The organism is Gemella haemolysans, assembly GCF_028308085.1.
GTDB lineage: Bacteria > Bacillota > Bacilli > Staphylococcales > Gemellaceae > Gemella > Gemella haemolysans_D.
In genome coordinates, this window is sequence record NZ_JAQMFS010000057.1 from 15,813 (window position 1) to 31,220 (window position 15,408).

The 15,408-nt window shown below is 28.7% G+C and carries 18 protein-coding genes; 16 read left to right on the forward strand and 2 right to left on the reverse strand.

Going from position 1 to position 15,408, the window contains the following annotated elements; all coding sequences use genetic code 11:
* The first annotated feature begins 8 nt into the window (after positions 1 to 8).
* Both prfA and prmC read left to right on the forward strand, forming a co-directional pair.
* Positions 9 to 1,097 (forward strand): peptide chain release factor 1, encoded by a 1,089-nt coding sequence (gene prfA, locus PNO30_RS04510; protein ID WP_271987309.1) that lies wholly within the window; start codon positions 9 to 11, stop codon positions 1,095 to 1,097.
* Entirely contained in the window at positions 1,097 to 1,939 is an 843-nt protein-coding gene (gene prmC, locus PNO30_RS04515) for a peptide chain release factor N(5)-glutamine methyltransferase (protein WP_271987310.1), read from the forward strand. The genes prfA and prmC overlap by 1 nt, the downstream gene beginning before the upstream one ends.
* Positions 1,940 to 1,988: 49 nt before the next feature.
* On the opposite strand, the gene PNO30_RS04520 is transcribed toward prmC, so the two are convergent.
* Entirely contained in the window at positions 1,989 to 2,621 is a 633-nt protein-coding gene (locus PNO30_RS04520; RefSeq protein WP_271987311.1) for a LexA family protein, read from the reverse strand.
* A gap of 551 nt (positions 2,622 to 3,172) precedes the next feature.
* Here PNO30_RS04520 and gpmA point away from each other — a divergent pair.
* Both gpmA and PNO30_RS04530 read left to right on the forward strand, forming a co-directional pair.
* Positions 3,173 to 3,859: a 2,3-diphosphoglycerate-dependent phosphoglycerate mutase gene (gene gpmA, locus PNO30_RS04525; protein ID WP_048802621.1), complete on the forward strand. Its 687-nt coding sequence runs from the start codon at positions 3,173 to 3,175 to the stop codon at positions 3,857 to 3,859.
* 6 nt (positions 3,860 to 3,865) lie between these two features.
* Positions 3,866 to 4,624, forward strand: a complete 759-nt coding sequence (locus tag PNO30_RS04530; RefSeq protein ID WP_271965329.1) for a hypothetical protein — start codon at positions 3,866 to 3,868, stop codon at positions 4,622 to 4,624.
* Between the two features lie 62 nt (positions 4,625 to 4,686).
* On the opposite strand, the gene PNO30_RS04535 is transcribed toward PNO30_RS04530, so the two are convergent.
* Positions 4,687 to 7,023, reverse strand: a complete 2,337-nt coding sequence (locus tag PNO30_RS04535; protein WP_271987312.1) for an ATP-dependent RecD-like DNA helicase — start codon at positions 7,021 to 7,023, stop codon at positions 4,687 to 4,689.
* 274 nt (positions 7,024 to 7,297) lie between these two features.
* Between PNO30_RS04535 and PNO30_RS04540 the strand changes: the two genes are divergently transcribed.
* The 12 genes from PNO30_RS04540 to coaBC all read left to right on the forward strand — a co-directional run bounded on the left by PNO30_RS04540 (position 7,298) and on the right by coaBC (position 15,396).
* Positions 7,298 to 8,074, forward strand: a complete 777-nt coding sequence (locus PNO30_RS04540) for a Nif3-like dinuclear metal center hexameric protein (RefSeq protein WP_271987313.1) — start codon at positions 7,298 to 7,300, stop codon at positions 8,072 to 8,074.
* Between the two features lie 15 nt (positions 8,075 to 8,089).
* Positions 8,090 to 8,479: a transcriptional regulator MntR gene (mntR, locus tag PNO30_RS04545; RefSeq protein ID WP_271965333.1), complete on the forward strand. Its 390-nt coding sequence runs from the start codon at positions 8,090 to 8,092 to the stop codon at positions 8,477 to 8,479.
* A gap of 12 nt (positions 8,480 to 8,491) precedes the next feature.
* Positions 8,492 to 9,424 carry a thymidylate synthase gene (locus tag PNO30_RS04550; RefSeq protein ID WP_271965334.1) on the forward strand — a complete coding sequence of 311 codons (933 nt, stop codon included), beginning with the start codon at positions 8,492 to 8,494 and terminating at the stop codon, positions 9,422 to 9,424.
* A 10-nt stretch (positions 9,425 to 9,434) separates the two neighbouring features.
* Positions 9,435 to 9,926 carry a dihydrofolate reductase gene (locus PNO30_RS04555; protein ID WP_271965335.1) on the forward strand — a complete coding sequence of 164 codons (492 nt, stop codon included), beginning with the start codon at positions 9,435 to 9,437 and terminating at the stop codon, positions 9,924 to 9,926.
* A 3-nt stretch (positions 9,927 to 9,929) separates the two neighbouring features.
* Positions 9,930 to 10,769, forward strand: coding sequence for a DegV family protein (locus PNO30_RS04560; RefSeq protein ID WP_271987314.1), 840 nt, complete (start codon positions 9,930 to 9,932; stop codon positions 10,767 to 10,769).
* Positions 10,770 to 10,784: 15 nt separating this feature from the next.
* Positions 10,785 to 11,039: an IreB family regulatory phosphoprotein gene (locus PNO30_RS04565; RefSeq protein ID WP_003146016.1), complete on the forward strand. Its 255-nt coding sequence runs from the start codon at positions 10,785 to 10,787 to the stop codon at positions 11,037 to 11,039.
* Entirely contained in the window at positions 11,040 to 11,468 is a 429-nt protein-coding gene (gene ruvX / locus PNO30_RS04570; RefSeq protein WP_271987315.1) for a Holliday junction resolvase RuvX, read from the forward strand.
* A gap of 24 nt (positions 11,469 to 11,492) precedes the next feature.
* Positions 11,493 to 11,798 (forward strand): DUF1292 domain-containing protein, encoded by a 306-nt coding sequence (locus PNO30_RS04575; RefSeq protein ID WP_003146018.1) that lies wholly within the window; start codon positions 11,493 to 11,495, stop codon positions 11,796 to 11,798.
* 3 nt (positions 11,799 to 11,801) lie between these two features.
* Complete coding sequence (gene mltG, locus PNO30_RS04580; RefSeq protein ID WP_271987317.1) at positions 11,802 to 12,932, forward strand: endolytic transglycosylase MltG; 1,131 nt, start codon at positions 11,802 to 11,804, stop codon at positions 12,930 to 12,932.
* Between the two features lie 167 nt (positions 12,933 to 13,099).
* Positions 13,100 to 13,849: an RsmE family RNA methyltransferase gene (locus PNO30_RS04585; RefSeq protein WP_271965339.1), complete on the forward strand. Its 750-nt coding sequence runs from the start codon at positions 13,100 to 13,102 to the stop codon at positions 13,847 to 13,849.
* A 12-nt stretch (positions 13,850 to 13,861) separates the two neighbouring features.
* Positions 13,862 to 14,185 carry a DivIVA domain-containing protein gene (locus PNO30_RS04590; RefSeq protein ID WP_271987318.1) on the forward strand — a complete coding sequence of 108 codons (324 nt, stop codon included), beginning with the start codon at positions 13,862 to 13,864 and terminating at the stop codon, positions 14,183 to 14,185.
* A gap of 32 nt (positions 14,186 to 14,217) precedes the next feature.
* Positions 14,218 to 15,396, forward strand: a complete 1,179-nt coding sequence (gene coaBC, locus PNO30_RS04595) for a bifunctional phosphopantothenoylcysteine decarboxylase/phosphopantothenate--cysteine ligase CoaBC (protein ID WP_271987369.1) — start codon at positions 14,218 to 14,220, stop codon at positions 15,394 to 15,396.
* Positions 15,397 to 15,408 lie beyond the last annotated feature (12 nt).

The following is a 15,408-nucleotide window of genomic DNA, read 5'->3' on the forward strand; positions in this document are numbered from 1 at the left end:
AGGAAGAAATGGAAATTTTTGGACAACTTGAGATAGTTGAAGAACGTTATGAGAAGCTAAATGAATTACTTAGTGATCCAGATGTTGTAAGTGATACGAAAAAACTTATGGAATATTCTAAAGAACAACGTTCTATTGAAAAAACTGTAGCTGTATTTAGAGAATACAAAGATATAGTTCAACAAATTAAAGATACTAAGGAACTTCTTGAAATAGAAGAAGATAAAGAAATGAAAGAAATGATGCAAGAGGAAATCAAAGAATTAGAACCATCTCTTGCACCTATGGAAGAAGAATTAAAAATCTTATTATTACCAAAAGATCCTAACGACGGGAAAAACGTTGTTGTTGAAGTTCGTGGAGCAGCTGGTGGAGATGAAGCACAACTATTTGCTGGTGATTTATTACGTATGTACACTAGATTTGCTGAATCTCAAGGATGGAAAGTTGACGTCTTAGAACGTTCTGAAACTGGTATAGGTGGTATTAAAGAAGCGATCTTTATTATTTCTGGTGAAGATGTGTATTCTAAAATGAAATTTGAAAGTGGTGCACACCGAGTTCAACGTGTTCCTACAACAGAATCAAGTGGACGTATTCACACATCTACTGCAACAGTTGTAGTATTACCTGAAGCAGAAGAGATCGAAATTGATATTAATGAAAATGACATCCGTGTCGATACTTTCGCATCTAGTGGTGCTGGAGGACAATCGGTTAATACAACGATGTCAGCTGTACGTTTAACTCACATTCCTACAGGTGTTGTTGTATCTATGCAGGATGAACGTTCTCAGATTAAAAACAAAGAAAAAGCTATGAAAGTTTTACGTGCTCGTGTTTATGATAAATATCAACAAGAAGAGCAAGCTAAATTCGACGCTGAACGTAAATCTAAAGTTGGAACAGGGGATCGTTCTGAACGTATTAGAACTTATAACTATCCTCAAAACCGTGTTACTGATCATAGAATTGGTTTAACTATTCAAAAATTAGACCAAATTATGGAAGGTAAACTTGATGAAGTATTAGAAGCGCTTCGTATTGCTGAACAAGCTGAGAAGATGGCAGAACTGAATAAAGGTGAAGAACTATAATGAACAGAAGGCAAGCTATAACAAGAGCTTGTCTTCTTTTAAGAAGACAAGGAAAAGAAGAATCATTAGCAAGATTTTTATTAATGTATATATTGGATGAAAATTCTCAACAATTTACAAATAACATTTCTGAGCAACTATCAAAAGAAAAAGAAGAATTGTATTTTTCTTTAATTGATAAACATATAGAGAAAAATATGCCATTAAGTCACCTTGCGGGATTTGAGTATTTTTATGATAGAAAGTTTAAAGTCACTAAAGATGTATTATCGCCTAGAATGGAAACAGAAGAACTTATATATAAGGTTATTGAGTATATAAAATCTATTAATAAAAATAATATAAAAATTCTTGATTTATGTACAGGTAGTGGTATTATCGGAATAACTTTACGAAAAGAACTTGAATCTAAGTCGATAGAGGTGGTCGCAAGTGATATAAGTGAAGAAGCTCTAAAAGTTGCTAAAGAAAATGCAATAATGAACGAGGCAGAGGTTAAATTTATACAATCTGATATTTTTGAAAATATAAATGAGAAATTTGATATCATAGTTTCAAATCCTCCATATATAGCATATAATGATAAAGTAACAATGGAAGAAAATGTTTTAAATTACGACCCACATCTTGCTTTATTCGCAGAAGAAGATGGTATGTATTTCTATAGAGAAATAGTAGAAAACGCTAAAGAATATTTAGAAGAAGATGGTCTAGTATTTTTTGAAATAGGATATGATCAAAGAGAGAAGATACTGAAACTAGCCAATGAGAATGGATTTAAGGCTGAAGTGTATAAAGATATAAATGGCCGAGATAGGATGGCTATATTAGTAAGAATTTAAAAATAAGAGTTTCTTAGGGATTTATCTAAGAAACTCTTATTTTATAAAATTATAGTTCTCTATATACACCGACGCACTCACCAATAATTTCAACATTACGTGTTACTATAGGTTCATAGTCAGGATTACATGGATAAAGAATTACATTGTCATTTTTAACAAAAATTTTCTTTAGAGATGCTTCGTTCCATTCAGTTAATCTAACAGCAGCAATTTTACCGTTTCTAACAGAACTTTGTTGACGAATGAAAACTAGGTCACCATCGAATATACCAGCTTCTATCATACTATCTCCTTTTACACGTAGTGCAAAATCAGCATGCATACCTTGATCGATAAAAATATGTTCATCATATTCTTCTTCAATATAAACACCATCCCCCGCACAGATTGTTCCTAAAATAGGAAGTTTAGAAACATCATCTAAATAGTTGTTGTTGGAATTTAAATTACTATCTAAAGATTCTGTTTCCATTGTGTCACTTTCTCCCATAAGCCATGCAGGATTTACTGATAAATATTCAGCTATAATTTGTAATTTATCTCTTTTAGGTGTGTATTTGCCTTTAGACCAATCGCTAATTGATGAAGGTGTAATTTTTGTTGAACGAGCAAGTTCAGCCTGTTTTATATTTTTTTCTTTTAAACATTTTTTAAATCTAATACTAAAAGTTGTAGTCATAATATTACATTCCAATCTATTTTCTATCTATATATTGATTATAAAGGAAACCGTATATAAAATCAAGGGTATATAATAAAAAAATTAAGAAATATGAATTTTTCTCTTGATTTTCGGTTTTCCGTATGTTATTATATAAGTACAAAGAAAATTAAGTTTTACGTATTAAATGAAAGAAGGTAATAGTATGTTTATATATTGGATAGTTATATTAGTTTTATTAGCTAAAGTCTTTACTTTTTTTGAGACTAACAAGTTAAAAATTGTAAAAAGGGGTAAAGTGGAGCATAAAGTATTTTAAAAATACAAAATTCATTATAAAGTCATTATGAACAGAAAATATTATTTATTATTATAAGATTAGATGGAAATTATTATTCAGCTAGTCTTATTTTTCTTAATATATATCAGAAAGTGAAAAATATATGTTATTTATCAAAATCAGCATACCTATAACGTTTTCAATATGTTTTTTATAATAAAAACTATGTACTAATACTAAAAAATATTGTATAATTAAAATATAATAATAAAACTAGGAGGATTTCTTAATGAAATTAGTATTAACTAGACACGGTGAAAGCCAATGGAATCTAGAGAACAGATTTACAGGATGGGTTGATGTTGATATCACAGATAAAGGAAGACAAGAAGCTATCAAAGGTGGTCAAACACTTAAAGAATTAGGTCTTACTTTTGATGTAGCGTATACTTCTTACCAAAAACGTGCTATCAAAACTTTAAACTTATTCTTAGAAGAATTAGATTTATTATGGATTCCAGTATACAAAAGCTGGAGATTAAATGAAAGACACTACGGTGCTTTACAAGGATTAAACAAAGCTGAAACAGCAAAAAAATACGGTGATGAACAAGTTCACATTTGGAGAAGAAGTTTCGATGTAGCGCCTCCTGCAGTAGATAAATCTAGTGACATGTACCCAGGAAATATCGATAGATATAAAGAAATTCCTGAAAATGAAATTCCAACAGGAGAAAGCTTAAAACTTACAATTGATCGTGTATTACCATACTGGGAAAGCGATATTTCTAAACAAATTAAAGCTGGTAAAAACGTACTTATTTCTGCTCACGGTAACAGTTTAAGAGCGTTAATCAAATACTTATTAAACATCTCTGATGAAAAAATCTTAGATCTTAACTTACCAACAGGTACTCCATTAGTATTTGAAATTGACGAAAACTTAAACATTATCTCAGCACCAGAATTATTCTAATAAGTAATGAAAAAGCTGATAATATTACTAACAACCTTGCTAATTTTGCAAGGTTGTAGTTCTAAGTCGGATATAACTACAGAACAATTGCAAAATCTTACAAATTCTGTTACTCTAAACCAGCTAGAAAAAACTGAATTTGATAAAAAAGATAATAAGTTGATAATTACTACTAATGATGAAGTCATTAACAAAGAAGGTTTTGAATCTTTATTGAAATCATTAAAACTTAATAATTTTAATGGGAAAACTCTAAATATTGATAATATTAATTCAAACGAGTTTAATAATAAAGATTTCAATATTGAAATTGTAACTAAAAATAAAAACTCAGTTGCATTTAATTTAAAAGATAGTGCTAACAAGAATTACAATATTTCGCAAACAAAATATTCAAGTGAATATATGAAGAATAAGCTAAGTTCATTTTCAAAAGAATTAATCACTTTTGACGAACTAGCAGGAACTATTGAAACAGATCTTGATAAGGGACGTCCTTTAGGCGATAAGGTAGAGAAATTTAAAGAGATGACTGACAAAGTAAATTCTTCGATAGCAACTCTAAAAACGCTAAATAATGAAAATATTGAGTATGAAAAATTAGATGAAGTTAAGGCTAAATTAGTTCGTTTAGATGCACTAACTAAAAATATGATTGCAGCAGTAAATAGTTCTGTTGCAGCAAAAAATGGTTCTGCAATAGCAGCAGCATTTTTAAATATTAATGATATAGATAAAATTGCTCGTGATTTAGCAGCTATGTAATAGATAAAACCTGGATATAGATTTTCTATGTCCAGGTCGTTTTATGTATGTAATTGAGGATACTACAGGAAATCTGTAGGTTTTATATTTTCCATACCGATCATAGGGTCAATAGTATTTATATTTTGAAAATCTAATATAAATGTTTTAAGCTCTTCATCGATTTCAATGTCTTCAATATCCGCTTCTCTGTCTGTTGTAAAGAACCATTCTAGAGCAGTCTGTCTATTGACAGTATTTGTAGGCTCGATTGACTTATAAAAAACATTATGATTTCCACATAATATTAGTTTTTTCTTTGCACGTGTGATAGCAGTATAAGTTAAATTTTTATTAAGCATAAAGTTATAATTATCAATAAACGGAATTATAACATTTTCAAATTCTGATCCTTGTGCTTTGTGTATAGAACATGCGTATGAAAGGGTAATTTGATTTAATTCTTGTTTTTCATAAGTAACAAAATTATCATCATAATCTATGACAATCTTTAATTTATTACCTTCTTTATAAATTTCTTTAATATAACCTATATCACCATTAAATATATTATCTTCGGGTCTATTAACAAGTTGCATAACTCTATCTTCAACCTTATATATCAGTTCTCCATATTCAATTTGTTCTTCGTTATCGTTAAATCTTGATTGAATAGCTGTATTAATTTCATTTATACCACTAGTTCCTTTATAGATTGGAGCAAGGATTTGGATATTTTCTTTACTTGTGTTTTTAAGTAAATCATCATATACTGCTGAGATGACATTGATCATTTCGTTTTTATTAGCTGAAATGAATTCCTTATCATCAAAGTTTTCTAATATATCGAATGGAATATCATTTTTAATAGAGTGGGAAATATTAATGATACTTGAGTGTTCGCTTTGCCTAAAAATTTTATTTAATTTAACTGTTGATATGGCTTTAGAATTAATCAAGTCATTAAGAACATTACCAGGAGCGATTGATGGCAATTGATCATTGTCACCGACTAGAATGATTTTCGCATCTTTATGAATAATCTTTAATAAGTTATACATTAAGAATACGTCAATCATACTTGATTCATCTATTATTACCAATTCAGATTTTATGCTCTTATCACTAACAAATTCTTCCATATTTTCATCTTCTGTGCTCCAACCAATAGCTTTATGTATTGTTGATGCATAAAAGCCTGTACTTTCTGACATTCTTTTAGCCGCTTTCCCTGTAGGTGCACATAAGGTAATAATATTTCTAGTTTCATCCAATAAGTCATGAATACTATAGTTATTAATTTTTTGGAAGAGTTTAATAACTGCTAGTATAATTGTTGTTTTACCAGTTCCGGGACCACCAGTTAAAATAGAAAATTTATTTTGTATACAGTTTTTTATCGCAGCAATCTGAACTATATCGTATTCTATTCCTAATTCATCTTCAACTTCTTCTATATATTTATCTAGAAGTTTTTCGCTAATATCTTCAGTGTTTTTCATTTCTAATCTTCTATTTATGTCACTATAGATAGAATACTCTGAATAGTATATTTCTGGTAAGAAAACTCTATCTTCAATTTCTATTAACTTTGCAGTATCTAGAGCATAAGTATATGCTTTTAGTATGTCTTCTTTATCGACAGCTATATTTCTAGAAGAATATAATATGTTAAAAGTATTGTATAGTAAGTTATTCTTTGAAATATATGTATTACCAGTAGAAAAACAATATGTATTTATAGTGTAAATAAAACCGTATAGTATTCTTTCTTGATCATTCGCAGCAATTTCGTTAGTTTCTGCAATTTTATCTACTGTTTTAAAATTTATTCCTTTTATATCTTTAATAAGAGAGTATGGATTTTCTGTAATTGTACGTAACGTGTTATGCTTGTAAAAGTTATAGATTTTCAGAATTAAATTATTGCTAAGATTATATTCGTTTAGCTTTAAAATAATATCTTGAGTTTGCTTATTTGCGACAATTGTAGCATAAATAGTATCTTTACGTTGTGTAGGGATACCCTTTATTGCGAATAGTGCATCCTTATCTTCATATATTTTATCTAGTGCATCAACTCCTAAACTTTCTACTATTAATTCGGCAGTTTTTCTACCAACACCTTGAAAAATGGAACTTGATAAATAGGATACAATAGCTTCTTTATCTTTTTCGATTACAGGTTCAACTACAATCGCGGATAGCTGAGTTCCGTATTTTCTATGTTGGACTATTTCGCCTTTGAATGAATATAATTCATCTTCAACAAAGTCGAAGTCATTAAATGTTCCTACAACGCTTAAATAATCTCCTTCAGCAAAATCATATTGATCATTTAAAAATATGGATAAAATATAATAATTATTTTCTTTATTATGAAAGATAATTTTATTTAGATAACCTTCTACAGTTTGCATAACAATCTCCTACGAATTTCTTTATAAGAACAATGATAATATAATATAAAGAAAATGTCTAGTATTCATAGGGTGGGAGTAAAAATTAAACTAAATTATTGGGAATATATAGACTTATAGGATAAAATAATTTGTATAGTTATATTTTTATAGGATAAGAAAAAATATTGTATGGAATAAATATGTTATTTTAGTTACAAAATAAGTTTCATAATGGCAATATTTTTCATAAAATGTTATAATAAAATGATAATAAGATAAGGAGGTAGATCTTGTGAGAACGGTAAAAGATGTATTTATTCACTTAAATAAACTAGCTGATGTCAAGTTAGCAGAAAATTGGGATAATGTTGGATTGTTGTTAGGAAACAATAATAATGAGGTAAATAAAGTGTTAGTATGTTTAGATGTAACTACTGACGTCGTAGAAGAAGCTATAGCTAATAATGTTAATCTAATAGTTTCACATCATCCTCTTATCTTTAAACCATTAAAATCTTTAGATTTTACTTCTGATTTTAAATCGAGAATTATTCGTGATTTGATAAAAAATGATATCTCAGTTATTTCATTTCATACAAATTTAGATTCTGCGACATTAGGTCTTAATGATTATTTAGCTAAACTTCTTAAATTAGAAGATATTCAAGTATTGTTTGAACATAATTTAGATAAAACAGCTGGTTTAGGAAGAATTGGAAAATTAAGTAGTCCACTGAAGTATAGTGACTTTATTACTTATTTAAAAGATAAATTTTCATTAAAAAATGTGGCGGCTGTTATTGGAGATAAAAAGGAAATCTCTACTGTTGCATTATTAGGAGGAAGTGGAGCTGATTTTATTTATACATTACCGGAAGTGGATGTATATTTAACTGGTGATGTAGGTTATCATGTAGCACTTGATGCAATAGAAATGAAAAAAAATATAATTGATATTGGTCATTATACTGAAAGTCTTGTAAAAGACTTGCTTTTAGATTATATCTCAGAATTAAATATAGAGGTAATTAAGTCAACAGTTGAAAAATCACCATTTACAATACTATAAAGGAGGTAACGATTTATGGCAAAAGCAACACCAACGATGGAAGATTATATAGAAGTGATATATTCATTAGTAAAAAATAAAGGTTATGCTAGAAGTGCTGATATCGCAGAAAAATTAGAAGTATATCCTTCTACAGTAACTAAAATGTTAAAAAAGCTTGATGTCGAAGGATATATTGTGTACGAAAAGTACAGAGGAATTGCACTTACTGAACAAGGTGAGAAAATGGGGGAATATGCCTTAACTCGTCATGAATTATTAGAAGATTTTCTTAGACTTATTGGAGTAGATGAAGATAAAATATATGAAGAAGTTGAAGGTATTGAACATCATTTTGGTAAAAGTTCATTAGAAAAAATAAAAGACTTAATGAAATATTTAAAAGAAAACAACTATAAAGCGTAATGGAGAATAATTGTGGTAGATAAAGAGTATTTAAAATTATGTCAGTACATTCTAGATAATGGAATAGAAAAAGAAGATAGAACTGGTGTAGGTACGAAAAGTATCTTCGGTTATCAGATGAAATTTGATCTTTCTGAAGGATTTCCATTATTAACCACTAAAAAAGTGAACTTTAATTTAGTTTGGTCAGAATTGCTGTGGTTTATAAAAGGTGATACAAATATCAAGTTTTTATTAGAAAATAAAAACAACATATGGAACGAATGGGCATTTAAAAAGTGGGTAGAAAGTGAAGAATATACTGGTCCAGATATGACGGATTTTGGTCATAGAACATTGGTTGATGAGGAATTTTCTAAACTATACAAGGAACAAATGGAAATATTTAAAGAACGAGTACTTACAGATGAGAGCTTTTCAGAAAAATATGGTGATTTAGGTAATGTTTATGGAAAACAATGGAGAAACTTTAACGGTATAGATCAACTTAAAAATGTAGTGGAACAGATTAAAACTAATCCGTCTTCACGACGTTTAATTGTTTCATCATGGAATCCGGCGGAAGTAGATACTATGGCCTTACCGCCATGTCATTCACTATTCCAATTTTATGTGAATGATGGTAAATTAAGTTGTCAATTATATCAACGAAGCGGAGATGTTTTCTTAGGTGTTCCATTTAATATTGCATCTTATTCACTTCTTACTATTTTAATAGCTAAAGAATGTGGGCTTGAGGTTGGTGAATTTGTTCATACACTTGGTGATGCACATATTTATAAAAATCATTTTGATCAAGTAAAAGAACAAATGTCTAGAACACCATATTCTTTACCTGAATTAAAGATAAATGACTTTGAAAGTATCTTTGATCTTAAGATTGAAGATGTTAAAGTTGTTAATTATGAAAGTCATCCATTTATTAAGGCACCAATAGCTGTATAGGAGGGGTAATATGTTATCACTAATAGTTGCATATGATAAGAATAAATCTATAGGTCAAGAAAATACTATTCCTTGGCGTTTAAAGAGTGATATGTTGCGAGTAAAAGAGTTAACTACAAATCAAACAATTATCATGGGGCGTAAAACTTTAGATAGTATAGGAAAAGCTTTACCTAATCGTATAAATAGAGTTTTGACTCGGAACAAAGATTCTTTAAATCATTATTCAAATATAGAAATCTATTCAGATGATTCAATTTTAGAAAATATCGAAACTGAAAAGGCATATATATTTGGTGGTGGAACGATTTATAGTAAATTTTTTGATAAATGTGATGAAATGTTTATCACTGAAGTAGATACAATAGTAGATGCTGATACGAAGTTTCCTGATTTTGATGAAAATGAATGGGACTTGTTAAGTCGAGAAGAATTTAAAAAAGATGATAAAAATGAATTTAACTATTCATTTTTACATTATATAAGAAAAAGGAAGGAGTAGGAAATGGAAAAAGTAAAAATTATTATTGATTCATCAAGTGATTTAACGTTTGATGAAATAGAAAAATATAATGTTGATGTGATTCCACTTACAATTAATATTGATGGAAATGAGTATGATTACCGTACAATAAGTAATGATGAGTATATAGAAAGAATGAGAACAGCTACTACTTTTTCAACTAGTCAACCAGCAATTGGTAAGTTTTTAGAAGCTTATGAAAGATGGACAAAAGAAGGATATAAAATTATTGTTTTAACTCTTTCTTCTGCCTTAAGTGGTACATATAATACTGCTGTTACTGCAAGTTCTGAATTTGAAGGTGTTTACGTTGTTGATAGTAAAACTACAACTCGTGGAATGGTATTTTTACTAAAAGAATGTCTAAAACAATTGGAAGAACAAGTAGCTATTGAAACGATTGTAGAAAGCTTAAGAGAAAAAGCTAAAAATATTTTAACGTATGTTACAATCGATAAACTTGACAATTTGGTAAAAGGTGGTAGACTAAGTAAGTCACAAGCTTTAATCGGAGGTCTTTTAAATATAAAAGTTTTAACACAGTTAAAAGAAACAGAATTAGTTGCTTTAGATAAAGTTCGTGGTAAGAAAAAATTAGTTCAGACCTTAATTAAACATATTGAAGAAGATAAACAAGGTAAAACGATAAAAAGTATAAGTTTACCTAATTCTTTAGCTGATGAATATGTAGCTTTAATTAAGTCAGAACTAAAAGAAACATTTGGTTATGAAGTAAAAGAAGATGAAATATTTACGACAACACCAATTATTTCAACACATACAGGAGAAAATGCAGTAGGTATCTTAGTAGAGTTAGTATAATCGGAGGTAAAGATTATGACAAATTTCGATGAAACAAGATTATTTGATAGCAATTTTTATGATAAAAATGATATTCACAACATATTAAAAAATGTTGTTGAAACAATAAAACAGCGTGGATATGATCCTATTAATCAATTAATGGGATATATTAAAACTGCTGATCCAGTGTACATTCCTAGAGATAATCATGCAAGGGAGCAAATAAGATTAATAGATATGGATGATATACTAGAGTACTTATTATACTTTTTTATACAGGAGTCGTAGATGTTAGATAAGAGAATAATGGGCCTTGATTACGGATCAAAAACTATAGGTGTTGCCGTTAGTGATTTGTTAGGCTTGACTGCACAAGGTATTGAGACTATTAATATCAACGAGCAGATAAATGATTTTAAAATTAAAAGAATTAAAGAATTAGTCCAAGAGCATAATGTAGGAAAAATTGTTGTTGGCCTTCCTAAAAATATGGATAATTCTGTAGGTTTTAGAGGTGAAGCGACATTATATTTTGTAGAAGTTTTGAAAAAGAAAATTAAGAATGTTGAAATAATTCTACAAGATGAGCGTTTAACTACTATGGGTGCTGAAAGAGTCCTTCTTGAAGCAAATGTTTCAAGGAAGAAAAGAAAAGATGTTATTGATAAAATGGCTGCAGTATTAATATTACAGACATATTTAGATAAATTAAATTAATATAAATTTCAGGAGGAAAATAAAATGCAAGAAAAAGATTTAAAAAACATTAGTATTGATAATACTGAAGAGGTGTATACACTTAGTACTTTAGAAGGTGAAGAAAAAGAATACCGTAAAATTTTAGAATTTACTAACCCTACAAACGGTAATCTTTACTATATCTTCGCTGAGGAAGAAACGATTGATGAAGAGGAAATTAGTATTTTCCCAATGGTATGTATAGAAGATGGAGAAGATGCAGTGCGTTTTGAACCAGTAGAAACAGATGAAGAATATGATATGATTTCTGAAGTTTTAGATACTTTTTATTACGACGAAAGTGAGTAAGTAATGAGAGAAGATAAGATAAGAAGAAGTAAAGAACTTAGAAAGAAGAATAGAAAAAGAAAATCTATCATTCCTATAATACTGACAGTATTTGTTGTTATAGGTATAGCCGTTCTATCAATATTTTATTACATGACAACACCAGTCGATAAAAGTAATAACAAGGACATTACAGTAGAAGTAAAAGAGAATTATGGAAGTGCTAGAATAGCTCAAGAATTAAAAGTTAAAGGTTTAATCAAAAACGAAGAGGTATTTAAAATTTACTCTAGATTAACACCGAGCACAAAATTTTATGTTGGTAGCTTTAAATTAAAACAAAGCATGAGCTTATCTCAAATTATACAAGAATTAGGAGCTAAGAATAAAGGTAAAACAGGAAATACGTTTGCTTTAATCGAAGGAGACAGTATTTTAAAAATTTCCAAGAATTTAGAAAAGACAAAGTTAGATCCTAAAGAATTTTTAGCTAAAGTTAATGATGGTGAATTCATTAAAAAATTACAAGCTCAGTTCCCTGAGTTAATCACAGATGAGATTTACGGTAAAGATATTAAATATGCTTTAGAAGGATACTTATATCCAGCTATTTATGAGTTAAAAGATGATGAAACAGTTGAGAGTTTAATTACTAAGATGGTTAAATTATCTAATGAAAAAATAGTACCGTTTTACAAAAAGAATAATAAATCATGGAACATTGGTGGACAAAATAAACAAGTTTCTATTCATCAATATATGACGCTTGCTAGTATCCTGGAGAAGGAGTCTACAAAATCAGATGAGAACAGATTAATTGCTAGTGTATTCTTGAATAGACTTGCACAAGGTATGAGATTACAAACTGATCCATCAGCAAACTATGCTGCAGATAAACTTACAGGGGCACCGACGCAAGCAGAGTTATCATTAAACTCTCCTTATAATACTTATACTAATATCGGTTTACCACCTGGTCCAATTTCTTCAATTGGTTCAGAATCATTTGAAGCGTTAAATAATGCGGAAAATACAGATTATGTTTATTTCTTACATGCAACAAAAGATGGAAAAGCATATTTCTCAAAAACATATCCAGAACATGAAAAATTAGCTAAAGAACATATTGAAGGCTATATTCCATCAGGAAGCTAGGAAAGCAAATAATATTTTTAATTTAACATATTAGAGAATAGTCTAATTAATCACTTTAAATATTGATTGATTAGGCTGTTCTCTTTTTATGTTTGTAATTAGCTACTATTGAATAAAAAACAAGATTAAGGTAAAATTAGATATAAGATAAAATTTTAGGAGAAATTATGCAGCAGTATTTTTTAAATGAAGAATTGAATGTTGAATCAACATATGAATTATCAAAAGATGACAGTAATCATATTGTCAGAATTATGAGAAAAAAAATTAATGATAAGGTATATGTTGTTTTTAATAATGAAGTTAAGTACATTTGTAATATTATAGATAATAATGTAGATAAAGTACTAATAACACCATATAAACAGGTAGATGGTAGTAATGAACTTCCAACAAAAATAACAGTGGCTATTCCACCTTTGAAGAATGATAAAATAGAGTATTTAATTCAGAAACTTACTGAACTAGGAGTTAGTAATATTGTTTTATTTAACTCTGAACGTAATATAGCGAAAATTAAGAAAGATAAAGTGGATTCTAAATTAAATAGATGGAATAAGATTATAAAAGAAGCGGCTGAACAATCAAAACGTAATATTATACCTGATATAACGTATGTCGATAGTTTGAAAGAATTAGTTTCATTTAGTGAAAATTACAATTATAAAGTTGTTGCTTATGAAAAAGAATCTATAAATGAAGATAATATTAATCTTAAGAGATTATTGAATTCTGATTTAAACAATAAAGATGTTATTGCAGTTTTTGGTAGTGAAGGGGGGCTATCAGAACAAGAAATCGATAACTTAATAGATGGTAATTTTGATGTAATTGGCCTAGGAAAAAGGATACTAAGAGCTGAGACAGCCCCTCTGTACTTTGTAAGTTGTGTTAGTTATTTTAGTGAATTTAAGTAAAGGAGTTTAACTATGAGTATTGAATTAAATTTAACAGCAAAAGAAATATACGAGAAAGAATTTAAAAAAACGAGAGTAAAGGGTTATAGTGAAGAAGATGTAAATGATTATTTGGACTTAATAATTGAAGACTATATGAAACTTGATAAACTACTTACTCATTTAAAAGAATTAGAAATTGAAAATCAAAATCTTAAAATTAAAATTGAGGCTATAAAAAACGCTAGTCGTGAGGATAAACCAGTCCAGGTTACTAATTTAGATATATTGAAAAGATTATCTAAACTTGAAACAGCAGTTTTTGGTCCTAATCATACAGATCATGATTTATACTAATATATTATTATAAAAGATTAAATAAGGAGAATATCATGAATATTTTACTGATAGTTTCTGGCGGAATTGCGGCATATAAATCGATTGATTTATCTAGTTCTCTAGTGAAGAAAGGTTACGATGTTAGGGTTATTCTTACAGAAAATGCAAAGAATTTTGTGACTGAACTACCATTTCAAATATTAACTAAAAATAGAGTGTATACTAGTACTTTCGATGAATTAAATGAAAATGAAATCCAACATATTGATTTAACTAAATGGGCAGATAAAATAATTGTAGCACCAGCTACGGCAAATATAATTTCAAAATTTTCGTGTGGAATTGCTGATGACTTAGCAACTTCTCTTATGTTAGCTGTTCAGGATGTAACAAAAGTATATATCGTTCCTGCAATGAATACAGTTATGTATAACAATCCTATTATTAAAGAAAATATAAGTAAGCTTTTGAAACTAGGTTTTAATTTTGTTGAACCTGATAGTGGATTGTTGGCTTGCGGCGATGTTGGGAAAGGGAAATTTCCAACAGTAGAGAAAATTGAAAAAGCTATTTTTTCTGAGGTGCAATTAGATTTAAAAGGAAAAAAAGTTCTAGTAACTGCTGGTCCGACTAAAGAATTCATAGATCCATTTAGATGTTTAACGAATCCATCTACTGGTAAAATGGGAATTGCTATAGCTAATGAATTCAAGAAAAGAGGAGCTGAAGTAATTTTAGTATCTAGTGTGAAGAATGATACTATTTTAAATGGTATAAAGGTATTAGATGTTGTAAGTACAAAGGATATGTTTGAAGCGGTAAAAAATAATTTTAAAGACTGCGATTATATAGTTAAGGCAGCTGCAGTATCTGATTATACTCCTGTCCTTGTCTTTGATAAAAAAGTAAAAAAACAAGATGGAAATCTTACAATGGAGTTTGAGAGAACTCAAGATATATTAAAATATGTTGGTGAAAATAAAACAGAAGAACAGATTGTTGTAGGATTTGCAGCTGAAACTAACGATCTTCTTGCCTATGCAAGAGAAAAAATAGTTAAGAAGAATTTAGATTATATTGTGGCAAACGACATATCTCAAAAAGATATCGGTTTTGGAAGTGATAATAATGAGGTGTGTATTATTGATAAATTTAATAATATTACAAAAATCGATAAATCTAGTAAGACAAATATAGCTAAAGAAATTGTAGATACTATTACTAAGTAAGCTTAAAGATTT

Coding starts and splice junctions, on each gene's coding strand:
- ruvX (WP_271987315.1), top strand. CDS start 11,040: ATGTTAGATAAGAGAATAATGGGCCTTGATTACGGATCAAAAACTATA.
- PNO30_RS04565 (WP_003146016.1), top strand. CDS start 10,785: ATGACAAATTTCGATGAAACAAGATTATTTGATAGCAATTTTTATGAT.
- PNO30_RS04590 (WP_271987318.1), top strand. CDS start 13,862: ATGAGTATTGAATTAAATTTAACAGCAAAAGAAATATACGAGAAAGAA.
- mltG (WP_271987317.1), top strand. CDS start 11,802: ATGAGAGAAGATAAGATAAGAAGAAGTAAAGAACTTAGAAAGAAGAAT.
- PNO30_RS04530 (WP_271965329.1), top strand. CDS start 3,866: ATGAAAAAGCTGATAATATTACTAACAACCTTGCTAATTTTGCAAGGT.
- PNO30_RS04535 (WP_271987312.1), bottom strand. CDS start 7,023: ATGCAAACTGTAGAAGGTTATCTAAATAAAATTATCTTTCATAATAAA.
- PNO30_RS04520 (WP_271987311.1), bottom strand. CDS start 2,621: ATGACTACAACTTTTAGTATTAGATTTAAAAAATGTTTAAAAGAAAAA.
- gpmA (WP_048802621.1), top strand. CDS start 3,173: ATGAAATTAGTATTAACTAGACACGGTGAAAGCCAATGGAATCTAGAG.
- PNO30_RS04560 (WP_271987314.1), top strand. CDS start 9,930: ATGGAAAAAGTAAAAATTATTATTGATTCATCAAGTGATTTAACGTTT.
- PNO30_RS04585 (WP_271965339.1), top strand. CDS start 13,100: ATGCAGCAGTATTTTTTAAATGAAGAATTGAATGTTGAATCAACATAT.
- prfA (WP_271987309.1), top strand. CDS start 9: ATGGAAATTTTTGGACAACTTGAGATAGTTGAAGAACGTTATGAGAAG.
- mntR (WP_271965333.1), top strand. CDS start 8,090: ATGGCAAAAGCAACACCAACGATGGAAGATTATATAGAAGTGATATAT.
- PNO30_RS04555 (WP_271965335.1), top strand. CDS start 9,435: ATGTTATCACTAATAGTTGCATATGATAAGAATAAATCTATAGGTCAA.
- PNO30_RS04575 (WP_003146018.1), top strand. CDS start 11,493: ATGCAAGAAAAAGATTTAAAAAACATTAGTATTGATAATACTGAAGAG.
- prmC (WP_271987310.1), top strand. CDS start 1,097: ATGAACAGAAGGCAAGCTATAACAAGAGCTTGTCTTCTTTTAAGAAGA.